This is a genomic window from Sphingobium olei, assembly GCF_042678845.1.
GTDB lineage: Bacteria > Pseudomonadota > Alphaproteobacteria > Sphingomonadales > Sphingomonadaceae > Sphingobium > Sphingobium olei.
This window is the reverse complement of record NZ_JBHTLS010000116.1, coordinates 1-16,378: the sequence shown is the minus strand read 5'-3', so window position 1 is coordinate 16,378 and position 16,378 is coordinate 1. Positions and strand designations below refer to the sequence as shown.

Here is a 16,378-nt window from a genome sequence, read left to right as displayed (position 1 = left end):
GTCTGGCGAACAAACCTTGAGGTGACGCCTATCGGAGTGCTCAACGCTACCGCGCTGATCGCAGCGGTTGGCAATGCCGGCAGCTTCGCCAAGGCCCGAGACCTGGGGGCATGGCTTGGCCTTGTCCCACGCCAGCATACCACCGGAGGCAAACCGCGGCTGCTGGGTATCTCGAAACGCGGCAACACCTATTTGCGAACCCTGCTGATCCATGGTGCCAGGGCCAGCCTGCCCTCGATCTCTCGAAGTGACACGCCACTTGGGCGATGGCTCAAAGCGATGCTGGAACGGGGTGTTCACCGCAATGCTGCCGTGGTCGCCCTGGCCAACAAGCTGGCGCGGATCGCTTGGGCCGCTTTGCGTAAGGGCGCAACCTTCGAACGCAGCTACCCCGTTGCCATTTGAACCGATCGGCCTGATGCTCATCTGGGCATAGGCCAGCGTTGTTTGCAGGAAGGATTGGAAAGATGGCCTGACAGTCGACCAGCATCTGGAAAGCCCGGCGAAAAAAATGGCACCTGCTGCCGAACTCTTTATCGTGGCTCCAGATGCGCGGATCTCCATCTTGGCCACGGGCGTGCCCGTGAGACCGTATACGTTGACGCAGACTGATCAGATCACCTCAAAATTCCACTTGCAGACGGGGCGGGCCATACGTTTTTTCGGGTAGAGGATCGTCTTGGACTACTCCTGCTTTGCAGGTTTATGGAACGCCGCTCTCGCAGCCGACCAAAGCCGGGGTGACGGTTGTGAGTAAGCCGATGGTGATCTGCCGCGATTACGGCTTCCCACAGATCGCTGGATATCAACCTTCGAGAGGGGTAACACGGCGCGGCCGCCTATCATCGCCGATCGCCACGAAGATGAATTGAGCTTGGGTAACACGGCAAGCTTCGCTCGTGTGACGACCACGTCGCCATGCCTCGACCTCGATCGTCATGGATGTCGTACCTGTAGTGATAAGGCGAGCATGGACAGATACTTCGTCGCCGACGAACACCGGTCGGTGGAACTGCATGCCGTCAACCGCGATAGTGACCGCTCGCCCGCCGCAATGGCGTGATGCCACCGAGCCGGCCGCCAAATCCATTTGCGCCATCATCCAACCGCCGAACATGTCGCCATATGGGTTCACATCGGCCGGCATGGCTGTGACCCGGATAACGGGAGCATCAGCTGGCGGTTGTTCGTCAATCATCACATATCCTTGCGTGCGCAGGCGCCGCTCTCAAAAGCGGGCGAAGATGTTGGCGGCCAAGATGTGGTTCACCCGCTCTGGTCCGATCCGGAACACGGTTTGGTTGAGGTAGCCGGGTTCGACGGTCACACCGTCTGCAACCGGCAGGCTAGCGCCGATGAACGTCCGGACCTGGTCGACTCCGTCATGCCGGTCCCAAGCCGTCGTGTTCAGACCGATGAAGGTCTCGTTCCAGACGACGGCGCGCACCGGGTTGCCTCGCGCCAACGACAGTTGAGCGCGCAACTGCTGCCGCAACCGCCAACCCACGCCGCCCGCGTCAGGGCGGAAGCGTTGCTCGACACGAGTCCTGCCGGTGATCGCAAGGCCCGTCGCGGCGTTGGCCGCCAGGGTGTAGCCGATCTGCTGCCAGCTACGGTGCTCGTCATTTGAGAGGGTGTTCTCGAAGCGAGTGCGGACATAGACGTAACCGGCCGTGACCGACCAACCGCGTGGCAGCTTGTAGGTCACGCTGGGCCGGATCAGTACCTGACCCACCCGGGAGACGTTGTCGGTGTAGCGGCTGTGCAGCTCGAGCGTGGCATCGACCTTGGGCGACAAGGCGGTAGTGACGGTAGCCGAGGTCCAAACCTGCTCGTCATGGTCTGACGCGCTCGCCGGCGCTGCCGCGATCAGGCCGGCAGCGACGGACGAGAAACATGCCGTGTGGATGCGCCTCATCGCGGCATGTCGAAGAAGTCGACGCGGCCTGTGCCGAGCTCGTAATAGGCGCCGACCACCTTGAGCTTGCCCTGAGCCTGCGGCTCCATCAGCAGCGGATCGCTTCGCTCGCGCAAGTTGGTGACGACTCGCCGGACGTTCTGCCGGATCGCTGCCTCCGTCGCATCTCCGGACGCGCTGCGCGCCTCCAGCACGGCCGGAATGATCGGCTCGATCATCGCATCGATTGCGCCGGGAAAACGCGCGTTCTTATTCACCACGTCCATGGCTGCCTTGACGGCGCCGCAGGCCTCATGACCCATCACGACAACCAGCGGCACACCCAGCACCGCTACGGCAAACTCGATCGAGCCCTTCGCGACAGTGTCGACAGTGTTGCCGGCATTTCGCACGATGAAGAGTTCGCCCAGGCCGCGGCCGAACAGCAGCTCAGGTGGCACTCTGCTGTCGGAGCATGACACATACGCGACGAAGGGAGCCTGGCCGCGAGCCAGATCGAGACGTCGCCGCACCGAAAGGTCTGGATCGGCTATCTCACCCTGGAGGAACGCCATGTTGCCGTCCTTTAGCAACTGCAGCGCCTGATCCGGATTGAGGGCAGACTTGCCGTCCTTTGTAGGGGCGGGAGGGACGACGCGCGCGCTTCCGGGACGATTTACAACCTGTGCGGCCGCAGGTGCTGCAGCAAAGGCGGTAACAGTTGCCGCACCCGTGACCAGCGCACGACGTGAAAGGTTAATCTCACACATGAAATGAATCCTTAAGCCAAAAGCTGATCTGATCAGGCGAAGGCAGGCTTGGTGCGGGCGACGATGCGGAGTGCCATAGCCAACGTCGACCCGGTCGCGAGCTGATGCTGCGCAAGCCGGTCTTTCAGCGCGAGGCGCTCCTTTTTGAGCCTGCTCAATCGCTGCTGGTCGGGGAAGCGGCGCCTACGCTCGCGCAAGAGTTCGCGGCTGACGACGCGATAGGCGCTGAGCAAAAGATCACGAGCTTTCATCTGGTCTGTCCTCTTAGACGCAATCGAACGACGCCACCCTGCAGGAAGCGTGACGAGTGGTCCGACATCGCAGCGACCTTGCCGGTCGTCGCCAGAGGGGCCCGGGCCACGCCTGACAGCTAGTCAAAAGTAGCTGAGAGGAACAATCGAAAGGACCATATTGGGTCGATAGGCTGGCACTATATATGTGTGACGAGATAATCGATTATGCTCTTGTACGATCGCATCAGCTACAAAGCGGGTGACCTCCATACGAAGCCATTCTCCTAGCATTGCCATCGTCGCCGGTCCCGCCCTCGGGGTGGGGCTCGGCGAAGTGGGTGAAGGGGACAAGGCAGCGCCGCTCCGGTTTGGCGAGCGACGGCTTCCACATCGAGGAAGCGAGGTTGCGGGCGTTGGTGACATACTTGTCCAGCTTCACGGCCGGGTCGCGCTTGCTCGGCACCTGGGTCGGGAAGTCCCATTACATCGCGACCGGCTCCAGTGGCCGGTTGCCCTGCGACGATCGACGCACGACCAGGCCGTGCCGCGCGGTCTTCTTCCCGGTAGGGAAAATCTAGCGCGGCACCGGGTAGGCCTCATCCTCGGGGTAGGGCGGCTCGAACCCGCACGCCCGCATGACGGCCGCCTGCTTGGCCGATAGTCGATACCGATTGCACATGCCCCCGTCCTCCCAATGCTGTCAGCGGCTCCGGTCCTTATCGCGCGGCGCCGGCGCTTGCGCCGGGGTCGCGCGGCCGATCTCGCCGTCCAGCGATCCGCCCGTTTTGATCCGATCCGCGACGAGCTGGCGCGTCGACTCCCCGATGGTCCCGACCATGCGCGCGCTCTCGCCCCGATCGCGCGCGGTCTTCATGGCCGCGTCGACGATCGCCTGGGCGGGCGCGAGGCGCGGATCGGCGTGGTTCTTCTCAGGCGTGTTTTTCATGAAAAGCTCGGCTAGCCGCTCCTGCCCAGGGGAATGGCCGGGGGGCAGGATCGGCCGCTCGAGCGCCCGCACGGCGCGCTGAAGCTGTGCCGATTGCTGACCGTTGATCTGGACGCCCAGGGCGGCCCCGATCTCACGCACACGCTCAAGGGGCGTTTGTTTGGCGGTAACGACGGCATCGACCTGCCGCACGCCGAGATATGTCAAAAGGTGGGACTGGTAGATCGGACCCTTGGCGTGCCGGACATAGGCAAGCTCGGTTCTTGCATTCGCGATGGCAGTAGATGGCGCGCTTTCTCCGATCAATTCACGCAATCGTTCGGCCGCCTGCTGTCGGGCGGCAGGCAAATAGCGTTCCAGTTCTTCGCGCGCCTTAGTGAGGGTGACGCGATAGCGTTGCCCCTCGGGTGGCGCGCGGTTCGGAAGCATAGCGATTCCGGCGGGACCGATGCGCGCCTCGGGCGCGAGGTCGCGCTTAACTGCCGCTGCGGAGAGAACGGCGGTCATGCCGCGATGATCCCCCGTTAGAAAGCCGTGCCGGGATGCCTCCATCCACTTGTCTTTGTCGATCGCGGCGATGCGGATCGGGTGTCCGGCCTCGCGCGCGAGCTGCGCCGCGTGGTGGCGCATGGTGCGCCCATTACCTTCGCGGAAAGGATGGATGGCGTTGATCTCGTTGATGTGATCGCCGAGCCGGTCGAAAAACTCGTCTCGAGGAAGTCCGCGAAAGCTACTTTGCGCGCCCATGTCGGCAAAGCGCTTGTCGAGTTCACGCGCGACATAAGGCACGGCTGCGAAGCTCGAACCGCCCTTGGCGATGTTGACGGTTCGGTCCTGCCCCGCCCAATCATAGAGGTCTTGAAACAAGTGCTTGTGAAGCGCGCGATAGCCGTCGGCCGTCGCTGGAAAAGTCAGGCGCGCGGCCTCTGCGCCGCGCGCCTGCGTTAGTCGCCGCTCAGCTTCGACAAGCGTCTTTTCATCGGTGAGGCCAAGCCGGTTTCGAAGCGTCTCGGTGCCGGGATAGGTGTAGGGATCGCTTGCCAATGTCAGGCAGCGATCTGGCGGGTTCCGGGCGGGTAGAGACTAAGGATGATCGAGGGCATGAGTGCGGGCGGCACACCCTCTTCGAGCATCATCGCGAACATCGCGTCTTCATCGCTGGTCGGCGTCATGTCTTCAATCACGAGATTGGCGCGGGACTCCGCGACATCCTCGCGCCAGAGCGCGATCTGTTCGGGAGTGCCGCGTTCAAAATCCATCTGGCGGATGCGCTCACGCAGTGCTTCAAGATCGATCTGGGCCATCGCGTCATCCTTTCTATTTTAACCTTACTCTCCCCGGCGCGATTCCTCAACAAATCACTCGACGCGGCAGTCATTCGATCCACCATATCCCGCGCTCATTCGGACGCGGGATCGTCGGCGCAACCATCAGTATTCGTTGGCTAACATGATGGTCAGCACACGCTTGGTCTGCTGCTCATCCCACGGCGCTTCGCTGCCATAGGTGAGCGTGTTGTCGTAATAATCCACTTTCCAGAAGACTGTTTCGACAATCGCCTTCTCGTCGGAAGGCCGCTCCTGCGTCCACGTGCCCGTCACGAGCCGATAGACCGCTCCGAAATCATGTTCCGCATAGGGGTCATTGTCTTCGTCATATCGGGAAAATCCCACGATCGCCGCCAGTGCCGCAAAGCGGTCGGCATCGGGAAGGGACTGGAACCCTAGCGTGACATTGGCAATGGAAGCGGTGCCGGGGTTGCTCCGGGCCGCATCATTCAGGCGACGGATGGTGTCGAGTTGTTCAGGGCTGCGCATAGCTGATCCTCCTGCTGCATGGGCCGCAAGGCCGCTCGGCCTCACGGCCCTGCCTGTCCGGCGAGGACGGGATGGGGAGGGGGAGCGAGAATCTACCGCTGGCGCGGGCGAGCCGCCTTAGCACGGTCGGCGCTGAGCGCCGGGTGCCGTGCTTGGCGGATTACACGGGCGGTCGATTGTCGTTCGGGAACGAAAGGGCGGCGCCCTTGGTGTTCCCCTCGCGCCGGTCGCGCGATGCGCGGGCGGCGAATGAAGCACGGTGCGGATCTACGCACCCCATTTTTGCGCGCAATCGCGCCGTTACGACGGCGCGTTGCGTGCATGACGAGCAGCGATCACCAGCTCGACGATCCGTGGCTGATGGAAAAGCTCGCCGCGCTCGACGATGGCAAGGCCAGGACCATCCAGCACGTCTCGGATACGATCTTGCACCACGTCTTCGAGTTCACCGGCAAGAACCCAGAAATGGATCGGGTCGCGCTCGCGGCCAACGGCGCGAAACTGATCGCACTCGGCGATCGCCTGGGCCAGCGCATTTAGCGCGGCCATCCCAAGCGCACGCTCGAAGGCGAGCTGCGCGAACAGGCGATGGTGGGACATGGAAAACCTCCGTGTTGCCGTGATTGGCGACGACAGCGTGAGGGGCGCGGAACGCCGGGTCATAGGACCGCGAAGTGGCCGGCTTGCTGGGCAGCGGGGGAACCGATTTACACAGTAAATTGGGGGGACCGCTGATCCTTGAGGCGGCGGGCCGCGCCCCTCACGATGGGAGGAGACTGACGGACAGCCCTACCAAACAGCGCCCGCCCATCAGGCGGTCCATCAGGCGACTTTCTGCTTTCGTTCTCGTTCCCGCTGACTCATAGAATCGTCATGCCGATCATGGCCGAACATCGCTGGCTTTACCCGATCGACTGGCCCGAGCTGTCGAGGGCCATTCGCTTCGGCCGCGCCAAGGGGCGGTGCGAGCATTGCTGCCGCCCGCATGGTCAGCGCATATTCCACTTGGGCGATGGACGGTGGTGGGACATGGATCGCCGGCAGTGGCGAGACGGGCGGGGAAAGCGGATCAGGATCGGAGCAATCGACCTCGCGGCGAGCATCCGTATTACGAGGGTCTATATCGCCTGCGCCCACCTCAACCATGATCCGACCGATAATGCGCCGCGCAACCTGGCCGCACTCTGCCAAAGGTGTCACATGATCCACGATGCGGCCGAGCATCGGAGGCGTCGATGGCTCAATGCCTATCGCCGTCGCGCCGTGGCGGACCTGTTCGCGTGGTTCGAAGCACGCTCGATCATGGGAATCGAGGGTGTGCCACGTGGCACACCTGCGCGACCACGGAACTTGCGACAATAGCCGTTATCGCGCCGCCAGTCCCTTGTGGGCGGGCGGCGCGCGCTGACCTGCAAGGGCAGCGGGCGCGACGGCCATGCGGGGCATGGCTGTCGCGCCGGCGGAGGGGATGATGGGGGTGGAAGGAAGGGGGCCGATTATCACCGGCCCCCGCTCAAATCAGGCCATTTCGTCGTCGACAAATTCGCCGCGCTCCATGTCCTCGATCCCGTGACCGTCCATATCGGTGTCGAAATCCTCCGGGTCCGCATCGGGTTGATCGAACGCGCCGATCTTCATGGGCGCAGGTAGCCACCCTCCCGGAAGCCGTCCCGACACATTGACGGCAAGATCACCCTTCTTCTTGATGGTCGCGCAATTCTCGGCGCTGGAAGCACCGCATTCCTCGCGCAACAGATCGATCAGGGCCGCACGGCGCATCTTGTCGAACAGGGCGATGGGGGCCTGCCAGCGGGTCGCAATGTCTACGCCGGTAGCGCGGGCCACCTGCTCGAAGTGATGGTGACGCGCACCGGGGGCACCGCCCGCGAACACCGTGCCGTCAACGGTCATGGCGACAAGGCCAGCCAGCAATGCCATCTTGTCATCGTGGCTCATGGCGCGAATGACCTCGAACCGGCCTTCGGCGGGGATCGATGCGAAGCGGTCGGCCATCGTTTCTTCGACCTCCCGCACGTCGCTGGTCGCCATCAAGTCGTCGGCAACATCGGTCGCGATGGTCTTGGCCTGCACGTCGAGCGCCATCTGGTAGCTGTGCGCGCCGTGGAGCAACTGGCCCGCAAGGCTGTCCAGCAGCACGTCGAGCGCCAGCGCCGGGTTGGCCGAAACCGCCTCCTGCACGATGCGGGTCTTGATCCGCGACAGGTCAGCGACAAGGCTGTTGCTGTAGAGCGGCTGCGGCTCGCCGCTCCCTGCCTTGGGCTTCGGCTCGGCCTTAGCACGATAGAAGCCCTTGCCGAGCGATCCGTCATGCGAAACCCATAGCGCCACGCCCCCGACTGCCACCTGTTCGGCGTTGAAGCCGCGCAAGCCCTCGGTGATGGTGTCGCGCTCGTCGGACAACAGCGCGATGCGGTCGCTGTCCTCGCCTTCGGCTTCGGCGATCTGCTCGATAGCGACATCGATTGCCTCGATCCGTGCTGCCTCGTCCTCGGTCGGCTCGCGAGTGGCGGGATACAAGCTGCCCTTCATGTAAAGGTCGTAGGGCCGGTCCAGCGTAGCGCGGACCTCATGCCAACCGATCGCGCGATATTCGTCGGCGATGGCGTTCAGCTTGTCCTCTGCCAGTTCCTCCACAAGCTCGGGCTGGTCGGCAAAGCCCTCGGCACCTTGGCTGAACAGGTCCACCGTGATCGTCCCGCCCTTCGCCTCATACGCATCGCGCCCGACAAAGATGAACGGGCCGCTGGTGGTGTCCACCTTCTCGGTGGTGAGCATCCGCCGGATGGTGTGGGCGTGGCCGTTCGCCGCCTTGCAGACCTTGATCTGTTGGTCGTGGTCATTGGTGAGGGTGAGCGCACGCGCTCCCTCAAGCGACAACTGGTCCTTGGCGATCAGGTCGATCAGCGTGGGTGCGAGCGCGGAAAGGCGCAGCATCTTGTAAACGAAACTGACTGCCTGACCGAACCGGGCTGCGATTTCCTCGGCGTCCATGCCGGTGTCGCGCAGCGCCGCAAAGGCGCGGATGCTGTCGGCGGGGTGCATGTCCTCGCGCTGGAAGTTCTCCGCGAGCGACAGTTCAATGGCTTCTTCCTTGCTGCGGACCTCGACGGGGAAGGTATCGCTGCTCTTGATCCGCTTGCGCTTCGCCAGTTCCTTGAGGCCCCGATAGCGCCGCCCTCCGGCGAACACATAGAACAGGCCATCATCCTCGTAGGCGACAAGGTTCTGCAACAGGCCATGCGCGGCAATGTCGTCGGCCATCGCTTCCACGGCGGAAGGCTTCACGCGGCGCTGATTGAGCGGGGAAAGGCGAAGCTGCGACAGCTTGATGGTGATGATACCCATGATGAAACTCCTGTAATCTGTGGTGTCGATTGGGGGAAAAGGGTCAGCCTTCGAGGCTCGCCAGTTCGTCGAACTCGGCGGATGCGCGCGTTGCCGCGTCACCTGCGTAGGTTGCGCCGGATCGCGGATAGAAGAACACGCGGTCGCCTTTGGCGTAGGGGGTGCCGTCTGCGCTGGTCCCGTCCACCTTGGCCCGTTTCCAGTAGGGATCGCCCTTGTATCGGGTGTAAGCCATTGTCCTTTCTCCTTCTTCCTGCGGCTGAAAGCCGGTTGCCGCAGCAACCGGGCCTGCCTCTCCGGCGAGGAGCGGGATTGGGAGGGAGGAGGAAAATCGATGGCCTTGGCGCGGGCAGGCCGCCCTAGCGCGGCCGACGCCCATCAGGGCGTCGGGTGCCGCGCTCGGCGGACCACACGGGGGCGTCTATTTTCCTTCGGGAACGAAAGGGCAGCAGCCCTTGGTGTTCCCCGCGCTGGCGGGCCTCCGGGGGAGGGACGCGGCGCTTAGCGAGCGATGTCGCGCCCGTCGGGCAGCGGCCATAAGTGTGCCACATGGCACACCTCACGCGAGGATCGTCACCCTTTGGGACGAGACGCCGGCACGGTGGCTCGGTCGGCGCACCTAGGTGCGCTGATAGAGCCGTGCCCGGCAGGGTCGCGCCCTAGCTCTTGACTGTAAGCACTGGTGGGTATAGAAATTAGCTGTATCGCCTATCTGTTCCCATACAGTTTTGCGACGCAAGTAAGGGGTTTGTGGTGCTAGAAAGCTCGACAGGATTGAAATGGGGCGTCGAACGGCGTCTCGAGTTCATCGAGTTTCGCCTGTTTTGGGAGGGTGGCGTCAACCGATCCGACATCATTCGGATGTTCGATGTATCGGTCCCGCAAGCGTCCAAAGATCTCACGCTCTATCAAGAATATGCTCCGCAAAACGCGGTCTATGACAAGAGCGCCAAACGGTACATCGCCAGCGAGAAGTTCGAACCACGCTTTTTAAGGCCCGATCCTAGTGGCTATCTTTCCCGGCTCCGCTCTGTAGCGGAGGGATTGGTCGAGCTGTCGGAATCATGGATCACCCAGGTTCCGGATACCGACATCGCACTCACGCCTCGCAGAGACATTGACCCTGACGTGCTGCGATCCGTGCTGAGTGCGGTCCGCGATCACCGTTCAGTGAATGTCCACTATCAATCCATGAGCAAGGAACGGCCCGATCCCGCTTGGAGACGCATCACTCCACATGCTTTTGGATACGATGGCTTCCGATGGCACGTCCGCGCCTATTGCCACACAACCGGGAAGTTCAAAGACTTCCTGCTGCCTCGCATTCTGGGTGTCGGAACGGTGGAAGAGGGAGGCGCGGACCCGGCCACTGATGCCCTGTGGCAGGATCGTTTTGATGTGGTGATCGGACCTCACCCGGAGCTGACAGCGAGCCAGAAGGCCGTCGTTGCCAAAGATTATAGCATGGAAAACGGATCAGCCGTCCTCACGGTTCGGTTTGCGATGCTCTTCTATGTGCTCAAAAGATTGGGGCTCCTTGGGGACGCAACAAAGCTGCCTGCCCGCAGTCAGCACATCGTCGTCATCAACAGGGCCGAAACCGAAGCTGCGCTCGAAAAGGCGGAGTTTGCGGCGTGACGATATTCATCGAGCCAACAGGGGGTTGGCATGGCCAAGCTTGAAGAAATCCGCAACGGCGCGTCAGTGCGGGGCATTGCCTCGTCGCAAGCGACGCAGATTGTATCGGTCGATTGGATCGGCGATCAGGCAATCAACGTCGTCTATCGCGACGTGAACGGCGCTGTGGCGGAATCCGTATTGTACCGGGACGACGAACATCGTCTCCATGTCGAGGTGAATGGCCGGCCTTGGTCGTTCGATGGCGATGGCGCGCTGCTCCGCCTTGTCACCGAGGCAAACCGGATCAAGCTGGCGCATTATTTCGATCCATATCTGGCTATCCATACGAGCTTGGTTGATCCGCTGCCGCATCAGATCTCGGCCGTATATGGCGAGATGCTGCCGCGTCAGCCGTTGCGCTTCCTGCTTGCGGATGACCCTGGCGCGGGCAAGACGATCATGGCCGGCCTTTTGATCAAAGAGCTGATCGCCCGCAGCGACCTGGAACGCTGCCTCATCGTGGCACCGGGCAGCCTGGTCGAGCAATGGCAGGATGAGCTTGGTCAGAAGTTCAATCTCGAGTTCGACATTCTGACCCGCGACATGATCGAGACGTCGCGATCGGGTAATCCATTTGAGGATCGCCACAGGCTCATCGTTCGTCTTGATGTCCTGGCCCGCAACGAGGAGCTGCAACACAAGCTGGCGAGCGCACGGGAAGGCGCCAAGGCGTATGCGGAGGCGGTAGCTGTTTATCTAGGCTTCCTTACCGGTCAACTTGCCAATCATTGCTCCACTATCTGCGGATGGAACGCGCCAAATCAGCAGATGCGCTCAACCTTTGCCCGACAGGCTAAGTCTCGAAATAATCTACGATGGGTCACATTTGAGAGGAAGGAGTATGAGCTTAGGAAGGCCGATGCTTTTAAGCCGTTCCTAGCTCGATTTCTTCAGGGAGGATGCTACGCCTATGTCGGCGGAAAACAGATAGATACCGAGAAGGAAATTCGGTCGATCGAGCCTCACCCATTCATTTATATCTCTTCGACGGCCGCTCTGAAGATATTCAATGACATGCGCCAAGGTCGAATGAGTAACAAGCAATAGAACAAGTAGGCGAACCGCGCGATTTTCGGGCTACCTGGCGGTGCTCGAGACATAGACCAGTTGCGCTTCCATGCCCCAGCCCACATCTGGGCCGGGGCATGGGCGGTGGTCACGCCGCTTCGCCCATTTCAGGGGCCGTTTCCACTGCCATCCGGCTCAACAGCCAATCGGACGCATCCTGCGCGAGGCGGGCGGCGGTGAAGATGCACCGCTTGTCGTTCTTGAGGGCTTGGAGCCAGCTTGCCAGATAGGCGGCATGGTCCTCGCGGTCGTGGAGCTTGATGCCGATTGTCGCGCTGACGAATGCGGCCCCAAGCTCGGCCACTAATTCCTCGCGGGCGTAGTCCTCCCGCTTCGTGGAAAAAAGGGAAGGGCGGGCAAGCCGGTCAACATGTCCAGTCGCGTGGCAAAGTTCGTGCGCTAGGGTCGAATAATAGTCGTCGCTGGTGTGGAAGTCCGCAAACTCGGGCATGACGACGCGATCCCCGCTCGGCTGATAATAGGGCTGCGATCCAAAGTGCTTAAGAGTGACGGGGACGCGGGCGAAAAGCGAATCCAACTCGGCGTCCCGCTCGTCGGGGTTGGTCGCGTTAATGATCGGCGCGGGGGTAGGATATTTTGCCTCGATGCCCTTGATCTGCTCGGCATTGAAAACGGTATAGCGCTTGAGGAACGCCACCTGACGCTTGCCGTCCTCGCCCCCCTGATCGGCGCCACGGTCGCCCTTGTCGGCGTCCACCACGATATTATTGGCATAGACGACGGTTGAACCCTTCTCGCCCTTGCGGACGCAACCGCCAAGCGCCAGCGCCTGCTTGAAGGTCAGCCAGTGCGGGGAGGCAAAGCCCTTCGTCATGGCGGCAACCCAAAGGGTCAGGACGTTGATGCCCCGATAGGGAACACCTGTCGAGCGAAGCGGGATAGTCGGCGCGGTGCTGCCATTCCACGATTTCGACCAAGGCCGGGTGCCTGCCTCGATCATCGCGATCATCTGGTCGGTGATTTCCTGATAGATGTCGGCTCGATTGTCGGTGATCCGTCCCATGATGTCTTTCTTTCCTTTGAGGCTGAAAGCCGGTCGCAACAGCAACCGGCTCTGCCTTTCCGGCGAAGAACGGGATGGGGAGGGAGGGCGAGAATCTGGCCTCTGGCGCGGGCGAGCCGCCTAGCGCGGCCGACGCTCCGCAGGGCGTCGGGTGCCGCGGTTGGCGGATTACACGGGGGGCCTGATTGTCGTTCGGGAACGAAAGGGCAGCCGCCCTTGGTGTTCCCCGGCACCGGACTGGCCTCCGGGGGAGGGCAGCGTGCCCAACAAGCTGTGCCACGCTTCAGGCGTGTCATGGGGGTGTGCCACGTGGCACACCTGCTTTGCGGCAGCGTGAATAGGAAAACACCGGGGGAGGGGGAGGCCGCGGGGGCTCCCGCTTGGTTTATCCTCGGTTGATACGCCAGGAGTGTATCCTGAGCGGTTCCTATATGGGGATGTCCTATGCTTTGTAGGCCCCGTGCGGCTCCCGGGAGGGCGGTTTGAGAGGCCGGGGAGGGGGCGGCCTCTGCGCCCCGTGGGGCGCCCTCAGCGCCGCCCCCTCAAACTTGAATCCCCTTCGCGCGGGAGGCATATCCGCAGTCGAAAGGATAATCACATGGCTGCGAAAAAGCAAAAGGACAGCAGCGCCGATCTGCGAACGAATGAGAAGAAGTGGACCAAGCCGCTGATGGATGCGGGGTGGACTGCGTTGCCGAGCGTCATCATCGAAAATCAGCGCCAGCTCATGCTGTCGCCGCTCGACCTCAATATCATCGTGTATCTGGCGAGCAAATGGTGGACGGCGGAGGGCAAGCCCTTTCCGTCCAAGACAACGATGGCGAAGGCTATGGACGTCCATCCGCGCACGATCCAGAAGCACATCGCTGCGCTGGAGGGGGCAGGGTATATCCGCCGCGAGGAGCGGCGGACCGAAACCGGCAGCCGCACCAACATCTACCATCTCGACGGTCTGATTAAGGCAGTAGCGCCGTTCGCGGTTGAGAAGCTGGCTGAGATCAAGGACAAGGCCGAGTTGGCGAAGCGTCGTCAGAACCGGGCCGGAGCACCTAAGCTGCGTCTGGTACAGGATGACGACGAATGAACGCGCATATTCAAGACCCGCCGCCGAAGGTGGCCCCTAAGGTGACGGCTGCACCGAGCATTCGGCAGCTCTACTGGTGTGACTTTCCGCAAGATGCCCAGCTCCCGGAGTTCTGGAAGCGGCGCCCCGTCATCATCGTGTCGTTCAAAAACACGCTGCATGGCGCGGTTACGGTCGTGCCCTGCTCGACGGCAGCGCAGCCGGGAAACAAGTGGGCCTTCCCGTTGCAAACCACGATCGATGGTCGGGCGGCGTTCGCGATCTGCGACAAGCTGACGACGGTGGCGGTGAGCCGGCTAATTCCCGATAAGGGCGGCATCATGCGGATGCCGGTCGGCGAGTTCGATGATATGCTGCGCTTGGTACTGGCCTGGCTCCCGGTTCCCTCGACGCCCCCGTCGGTTCCGCAGGGGGTGCCGCCCGCGCCCGCCGGTCCCGACGCATAGGCCGGTTGACGTCCTTTCAAATTTTAGTTGAATCGCAAGGAGTGGGGTTCTACATGGGGAGCACGCGCGGCCTTCCCTGGGGAGTGTCCGTTTCCCGCGAGGGAACTAAATGGTCGGGGCCGCCTCAAAAGGGCGGCCCTTGGCTTATCTGCGAGCAGTGCGCCCGTTGCCCCTCCGTCAATTTGACGAGCCGCTAAAACGGCACGTCGTCATCCTGATCCCACGCCGAAGATGGTGAGGGAAGGGCGGCTTTGGGAAGCGGGAGATTGTTGACGACGAAGAGATTCAGGATGTCGTCGCGATCCATGAACATGACTTGTGATCGCTTGCTGGCATCAAGTTTGTTGCCGATCCAGTTGCGCGCCTGCTTGGTGATTTCGCCTCCGGCAACGATGAAGGCGTGGTCGACCAGAACCCTTCGGCTGAGTTCCGGATCGAAGATTTCGTGCCCGAGCATCATCGACACCTGATTGTGGATCTCGGCGACGTTACTCGTGCTAACGCCGGAGGAATCGAGCTTCCCCTTTTTGGCTTGGATGCCGAAATAGAGGACGTGGAGCGTCGGAAGGGTGTATTTCATCCAGACGTCCTTGCCGTACTCCAGAGCTTTATCCTTGTGCCCGGCGGCGGTGATGCGGTGGAAGCCAAGCTGCCGGAATAGCGGCAACAACACGTCCTCGATCAACTCGTCTTCGGAGCAGCGGCCGAGGAAGGCGAGGAGTTGATCGCGCCGCTCCAGCTCGGAAGGTGTGAAAGGCCGGTGCGGATTGGCCATCTGTGCGACGGTGTTGGTCGCAATATGCTTGATCTGGGCGATGCTGTGGTCATCATAGAAGGCTTCCCAGCCTTCGCGTGCGAGTGTGATGTTCAGGGCGGCGAGGGCAAGGCTGCGCTCGGCATCGTCGTTGACGACCTCTCCTCTATCGAGCAGGCGGCGAATGATTCGAACGAAAGCGTCCGGCATCGTCGTCGCCGACGCCTTTGGCATCGCGAGAACTTCTTCGCCCCGCTCAGCGGCCCAAACAGGCCGGGTTTCGCCCTGGTGCAGGAACTCTAGGTCACAATCCTCAAAAAACTCGGTGATGTATTTGCTGGAGCGGTAGTGAAAGTGCTCGGCGTCACCGACGATCATCCGACCTAATTCACGCAAGTTTCGAGGTTTCCACGTCATCCCGCAGTCATAGCCTGTCGTGACGGGTTCGTGCACGCTTTCAAGGGTGTGCCATGTGGCACACCCGCTTCACAGCCATATCCCCCGGAGTGCTGCCCCAAACTCGATAGCGAGGATGACGGTGCCGGCAACCGTTGCGGCAAGCGCGAACAGGGCGAGCCGCACAGTGATACAAAAGCGCGGCCCGTCGGCGCGTGTGATGGCAAGAGCAGTCCCGATCGCGACGGCAAGGATCAGCCCTGGCCCCAACTCATAGAGGACCAGACCAGGGAGCCGGTTCGGAAGCAGGTAAGGGAACTTGCGGATGACGCGGCCCAGCAGGACGGCGCCTATCACGAGCGTCAGCGCCATGCCCCAGCGGCCGATCAAGACCGCAACCGGAGAGCCGCGCTCAAGCATTGCGGCAGATCTCTGGACAAGCTGCGCCTGTCCGCAAGGGCAGCCCGTTGCAGCCTAGCCGATCGTCACCCGCATGGGCGGAAACACGCTCGCGTGGTTCCGCGGAGCGCCGTGGTAGCGGCGCAGAGTAGAGCGCGGGCCTAAGGCAGGCTCCCTCTACTGCTTGATCGTTTCTACTTCGCATCCCTGCGGCACCTGCGCCCTTCGAACAGCGAGCTGACGCATTCCCTCATAATCCACGCCCCACAGTCCTGCGCGCTGCGCAGCCGCCTTCTGCATCAGCTCGACATAGGCCCCACCGGAGTAAACGCGGTAATCGACGGCATAGCCTTGGGCGACCATCGTTGCGCCTGATCTGCCCCCCGCTGAGTGGCCCAGAGACTATGATAGTCTGGACCACGAAAGGGACGATGAATGCCGAGCAAGAAGCACAAGCCGGAAGAGATTATCGGCAAGCTGCGTGAAGCTGAGATTGTG

Annotated in this window: 18 protein-coding genes and 2 pseudogenes; 5 read left to right on the top strand and 15 right to left on the bottom strand. The window is 62.0% G+C overall.

Going from position 1 to position 16,378, the window contains the following annotated elements:
• Positions 1–39: 39 nt before the first annotated feature.
• A pseudogene (locus ACFQ24_RS08755) lies at positions 40–405 on the top strand (transposase); the annotation flags it as partial.
• 400 nt (positions 406–805) lie between these two features.
• Here ACFQ24_RS08755 and ACFQ24_RS08750 read toward each other — a convergent pair.
• From ACFQ24_RS08750 to ACFQ24_RS08700, 11 genes are all read right to left on the bottom strand, one after another.
• Positions 806–1,198, bottom strand: coding sequence for an acyl-CoA thioesterase (locus ACFQ24_RS08750; protein WP_380910402.1), 393 nt, complete (start codon positions 1,196–1,198; stop codon positions 806–808).
• Positions 1,199–1,228: 30 nt separating this feature from the next.
• The gene (locus tag ACFQ24_RS08745; RefSeq protein WP_380910400.1) at positions 1,229–1,918 is read right to left on the bottom strand and encodes a DUF2490 domain-containing protein; all 690 of its coding nucleotides are present in this window, start codon (positions 1,916–1,918) and stop codon (positions 1,229–1,231) included.
• Entirely contained in the window at positions 1,915–2,667 is a 753-nt protein-coding gene (locus ACFQ24_RS08740; protein WP_380910398.1) for a carbonic anhydrase, read from the bottom strand. The genes ACFQ24_RS08745 and ACFQ24_RS08740 overlap by 4 nt, the downstream gene beginning before the upstream one ends.
• Positions 2,668–2,699: 32 nt before the next feature.
• Positions 2,700–2,918: a YdcH family protein gene (locus ACFQ24_RS08735; RefSeq protein WP_380910396.1), complete on the bottom strand. Its 219-nt coding sequence runs from the start codon at positions 2,916–2,918 to the stop codon at positions 2,700–2,702.
• 682 nt (positions 2,919–3,600) lie between these two features.
• On the bottom strand, positions 3,601–4,890 hold the full coding sequence (locus ACFQ24_RS08730) for a Fic/DOC family protein (protein WP_380910394.1): 1,290 nt from the start codon (positions 4,888–4,890) through the stop codon (positions 3,601–3,603).
• A 2-nt stretch (positions 4,891–4,892) separates the two neighbouring features.
• Complete coding sequence (locus ACFQ24_RS08725) at positions 4,893–5,150, bottom strand: hypothetical protein (protein ID WP_380910392.1); 258 nt, start codon at positions 5,148–5,150, stop codon at positions 4,893–4,895.
• A 126-nt stretch (positions 5,151–5,276) separates the two neighbouring features.
• Positions 5,277–5,663 carry a DUF3768 domain-containing protein gene (locus ACFQ24_RS08720; RefSeq protein ID WP_380910390.1) on the bottom strand — a complete coding sequence of 129 codons (387 nt, stop codon included), beginning with the start codon at positions 5,661–5,663 and terminating at the stop codon, positions 5,277–5,279.
• A gap of 300 nt (positions 5,664–5,963) precedes the next feature.
• The gene (locus ACFQ24_RS08715; RefSeq protein ID WP_380910388.1) at positions 5,964–6,263 is read right to left on the bottom strand and encodes a hypothetical protein; all 300 of its coding nucleotides are present in this window, start codon (positions 6,261–6,263) and stop codon (positions 5,964–5,966) included.
• Between the two features lie 222 nt (positions 6,264–6,485).
• Entirely contained in the window at positions 6,486–6,887 is a 402-nt protein-coding gene (locus ACFQ24_RS08710) for a hypothetical protein (RefSeq protein WP_380910386.1), read from the bottom strand.
• A 294-nt stretch (positions 6,888–7,181) separates the two neighbouring features.
• The gene (locus tag ACFQ24_RS08705) at positions 7,182–9,029 is read right to left on the bottom strand and encodes a ParB/RepB/Spo0J family partition protein (protein WP_380910384.1); all 1,848 of its coding nucleotides are present in this window, start codon (positions 9,027–9,029) and stop codon (positions 7,182–7,184) included.
• Between the two features lie 43 nt (positions 9,030–9,072).
• On the bottom strand, positions 9,073–9,264 hold the full coding sequence (locus tag ACFQ24_RS08700; protein WP_380910382.1) for a hypothetical protein: 192 nt from the start codon (positions 9,262–9,264) through the stop codon (positions 9,073–9,075).
• 518 nt (positions 9,265–9,782) lie between these two features.
• Here ACFQ24_RS08700 and ACFQ24_RS08695 point away from each other — a divergent pair.
• Positions 9,783–10,667: a WYL domain-containing protein gene (locus ACFQ24_RS08695; protein WP_380910380.1), complete on the top strand. Its 885-nt coding sequence runs from the start codon at positions 9,783–9,785 to the stop codon at positions 10,665–10,667.
• A 30-nt stretch (positions 10,668–10,697) separates the two neighbouring features.
• Positions 10,698–11,369, top strand: a pseudogene (locus ACFQ24_RS08690) (SNF2-related protein); the annotation flags it as partial.
• A gap of 496 nt (positions 11,370–11,865) precedes the next feature.
• On the opposite strand, the gene ACFQ24_RS08685 reads toward ACFQ24_RS08690, so the two are convergent.
• Positions 11,866–12,801 carry an ArdC family protein gene (locus tag ACFQ24_RS08685; protein WP_380910378.1) on the bottom strand — a complete coding sequence of 312 codons (936 nt, stop codon included), beginning with the start codon at positions 12,799–12,801 and terminating at the stop codon, positions 11,866–11,868.
• Between the two features lie 598 nt (positions 12,802–13,399).
• Here ACFQ24_RS08685 and ACFQ24_RS08680 point away from each other — a divergent pair.
• On the top strand, positions 13,400–13,885 hold the full coding sequence (locus tag ACFQ24_RS08680) for a helix-turn-helix domain-containing protein (RefSeq protein WP_017503469.1): 486 nt from the start codon (positions 13,400–13,402) through the stop codon (positions 13,883–13,885).
• Positions 13,882–14,331: a type II toxin-antitoxin system PemK/MazF family toxin gene (locus ACFQ24_RS08675; RefSeq protein ID WP_380910376.1), complete on the top strand. Its 450-nt coding sequence runs from the start codon at positions 13,882–13,884 to the stop codon at positions 14,329–14,331. The genes ACFQ24_RS08680 and ACFQ24_RS08675 overlap by 4 nt, the downstream gene beginning before the upstream one ends.
• A gap of 193 nt (positions 14,332–14,524) precedes the next feature.
• On the opposite strand, the gene ACFQ24_RS08670 is transcribed toward ACFQ24_RS08675, so the two are convergent.
• The 3 genes from ACFQ24_RS08670 to ACFQ24_RS08660 form a co-directional block, all read right to left on the bottom strand.
• Positions 14,525–15,463, bottom strand: coding sequence for a hypothetical protein (locus ACFQ24_RS08670; RefSeq protein WP_380910374.1), 939 nt, complete (start codon positions 15,461–15,463; stop codon positions 14,525–14,527).
• A gap of 108 nt (positions 15,464–15,571) precedes the next feature.
• Positions 15,572–15,901: a hypothetical protein gene (locus ACFQ24_RS08665; protein WP_380910372.1), complete on the bottom strand. Its 330-nt coding sequence runs from the start codon at positions 15,899–15,901 to the stop codon at positions 15,572–15,574.
• Between the two features lie 156 nt (positions 15,902–16,057).
• A complete protein-coding gene (locus ACFQ24_RS08660; RefSeq protein ID WP_380910370.1) occupies positions 16,058–16,243 on the bottom strand; it encodes a hypothetical protein in 186 nt (61 codons plus the stop codon).
• Positions 16,244–16,378 lie beyond the last annotated feature (135 nt).

Excerpts from the sequence above, each read along its gene's own strand:
- ACFQ24_RS08725 (WP_380910392.1), bottom strand. The coding sequence starts at position 5,150 with ATGGCCCAGATCGATCTTGAAGCACTGCGTGAGCGCATCCGCCAGATG.
- ACFQ24_RS08715 (WP_380910388.1), bottom strand. The coding sequence starts at position 6,263 with ATGTCCCACCATCGCCTGTTCGCGCAGCTCGCCTTCGAGCGTGCGCTT.
- ACFQ24_RS08680 (WP_017503469.1), top strand. The coding sequence starts at position 13,400 with ATGGCTGCGAAAAAGCAAAAGGACAGCAGCGCCGATCTGCGAACGAAT.
- ACFQ24_RS08735 (WP_380910396.1), bottom strand. The coding sequence starts at position 2,918 with ATGAAAGCTCGTGATCTTTTGCTCAGCGCCTATCGCGTCGTCAGCCGC.
- ACFQ24_RS08685 (WP_380910378.1), bottom strand. The coding sequence starts at position 12,801 with ATGGGACGGATCACCGACAATCGAGCCGACATCTATCAGGAAATCACC.
- ACFQ24_RS08720 (WP_380910390.1), bottom strand. The coding sequence starts at position 5,663 with ATGCGCAGCCCTGAACAACTCGACACCATCCGTCGCCTGAATGATGCG.
- ACFQ24_RS08745 (WP_380910400.1), bottom strand. The coding sequence starts at position 1,918 with ATGAGGCGCATCCACACGGCATGTTTCTCGTCCGTCGCTGCCGGCCTG.
- ACFQ24_RS08660 (WP_380910370.1), bottom strand. The coding sequence starts at position 16,243 with ATGGTCGCCCAAGGCTATGCCGTCGATTACCGCGTTTACTCCGGTGGG.
- ACFQ24_RS08665 (WP_380910372.1), bottom strand. The coding sequence starts at position 15,901 with ATGCTTGAGCGCGGCTCTCCGGTTGCGGTCTTGATCGGCCGCTGGGGC.
- ACFQ24_RS08670 (WP_380910374.1), bottom strand. The coding sequence starts at position 15,463 with ATGATCGTCGGTGACGCCGAGCACTTTCACTACCGCTCCAGCAAATAC.
- ACFQ24_RS08710 (WP_380910386.1), bottom strand. The coding sequence starts at position 6,887 with ATGCTCGGCCGCATCGTGGATCATGTGACACCTTTGGCAGAGTGCGGC.
- ACFQ24_RS08675 (WP_380910376.1), top strand. The coding sequence starts at position 13,882 with ATGAACGCGCATATTCAAGACCCGCCGCCGAAGGTGGCCCCTAAGGTG.
- ACFQ24_RS08700 (WP_380910382.1), bottom strand. The coding sequence starts at position 9,264 with ATGGCTTACACCCGATACAAGGGCGATCCCTACTGGAAACGGGCCAAG.
- ACFQ24_RS08705 (WP_380910384.1), bottom strand. The coding sequence starts at position 9,029 with ATGGGTATCATCACCATCAAGCTGTCGCAGCTTCGCCTTTCCCCGCTC.
- ACFQ24_RS08740 (WP_380910398.1), bottom strand. The coding sequence starts at position 2,667 with ATGTGTGAGATTAACCTTTCACGTCGTGCGCTGGTCACGGGTGCGGCA.
- ACFQ24_RS08750 (WP_380910402.1), bottom strand. The coding sequence starts at position 1,198 with ATGATTGACGAACAACCGCCAGCTGATGCTCCCGTTATCCGGGTCACA.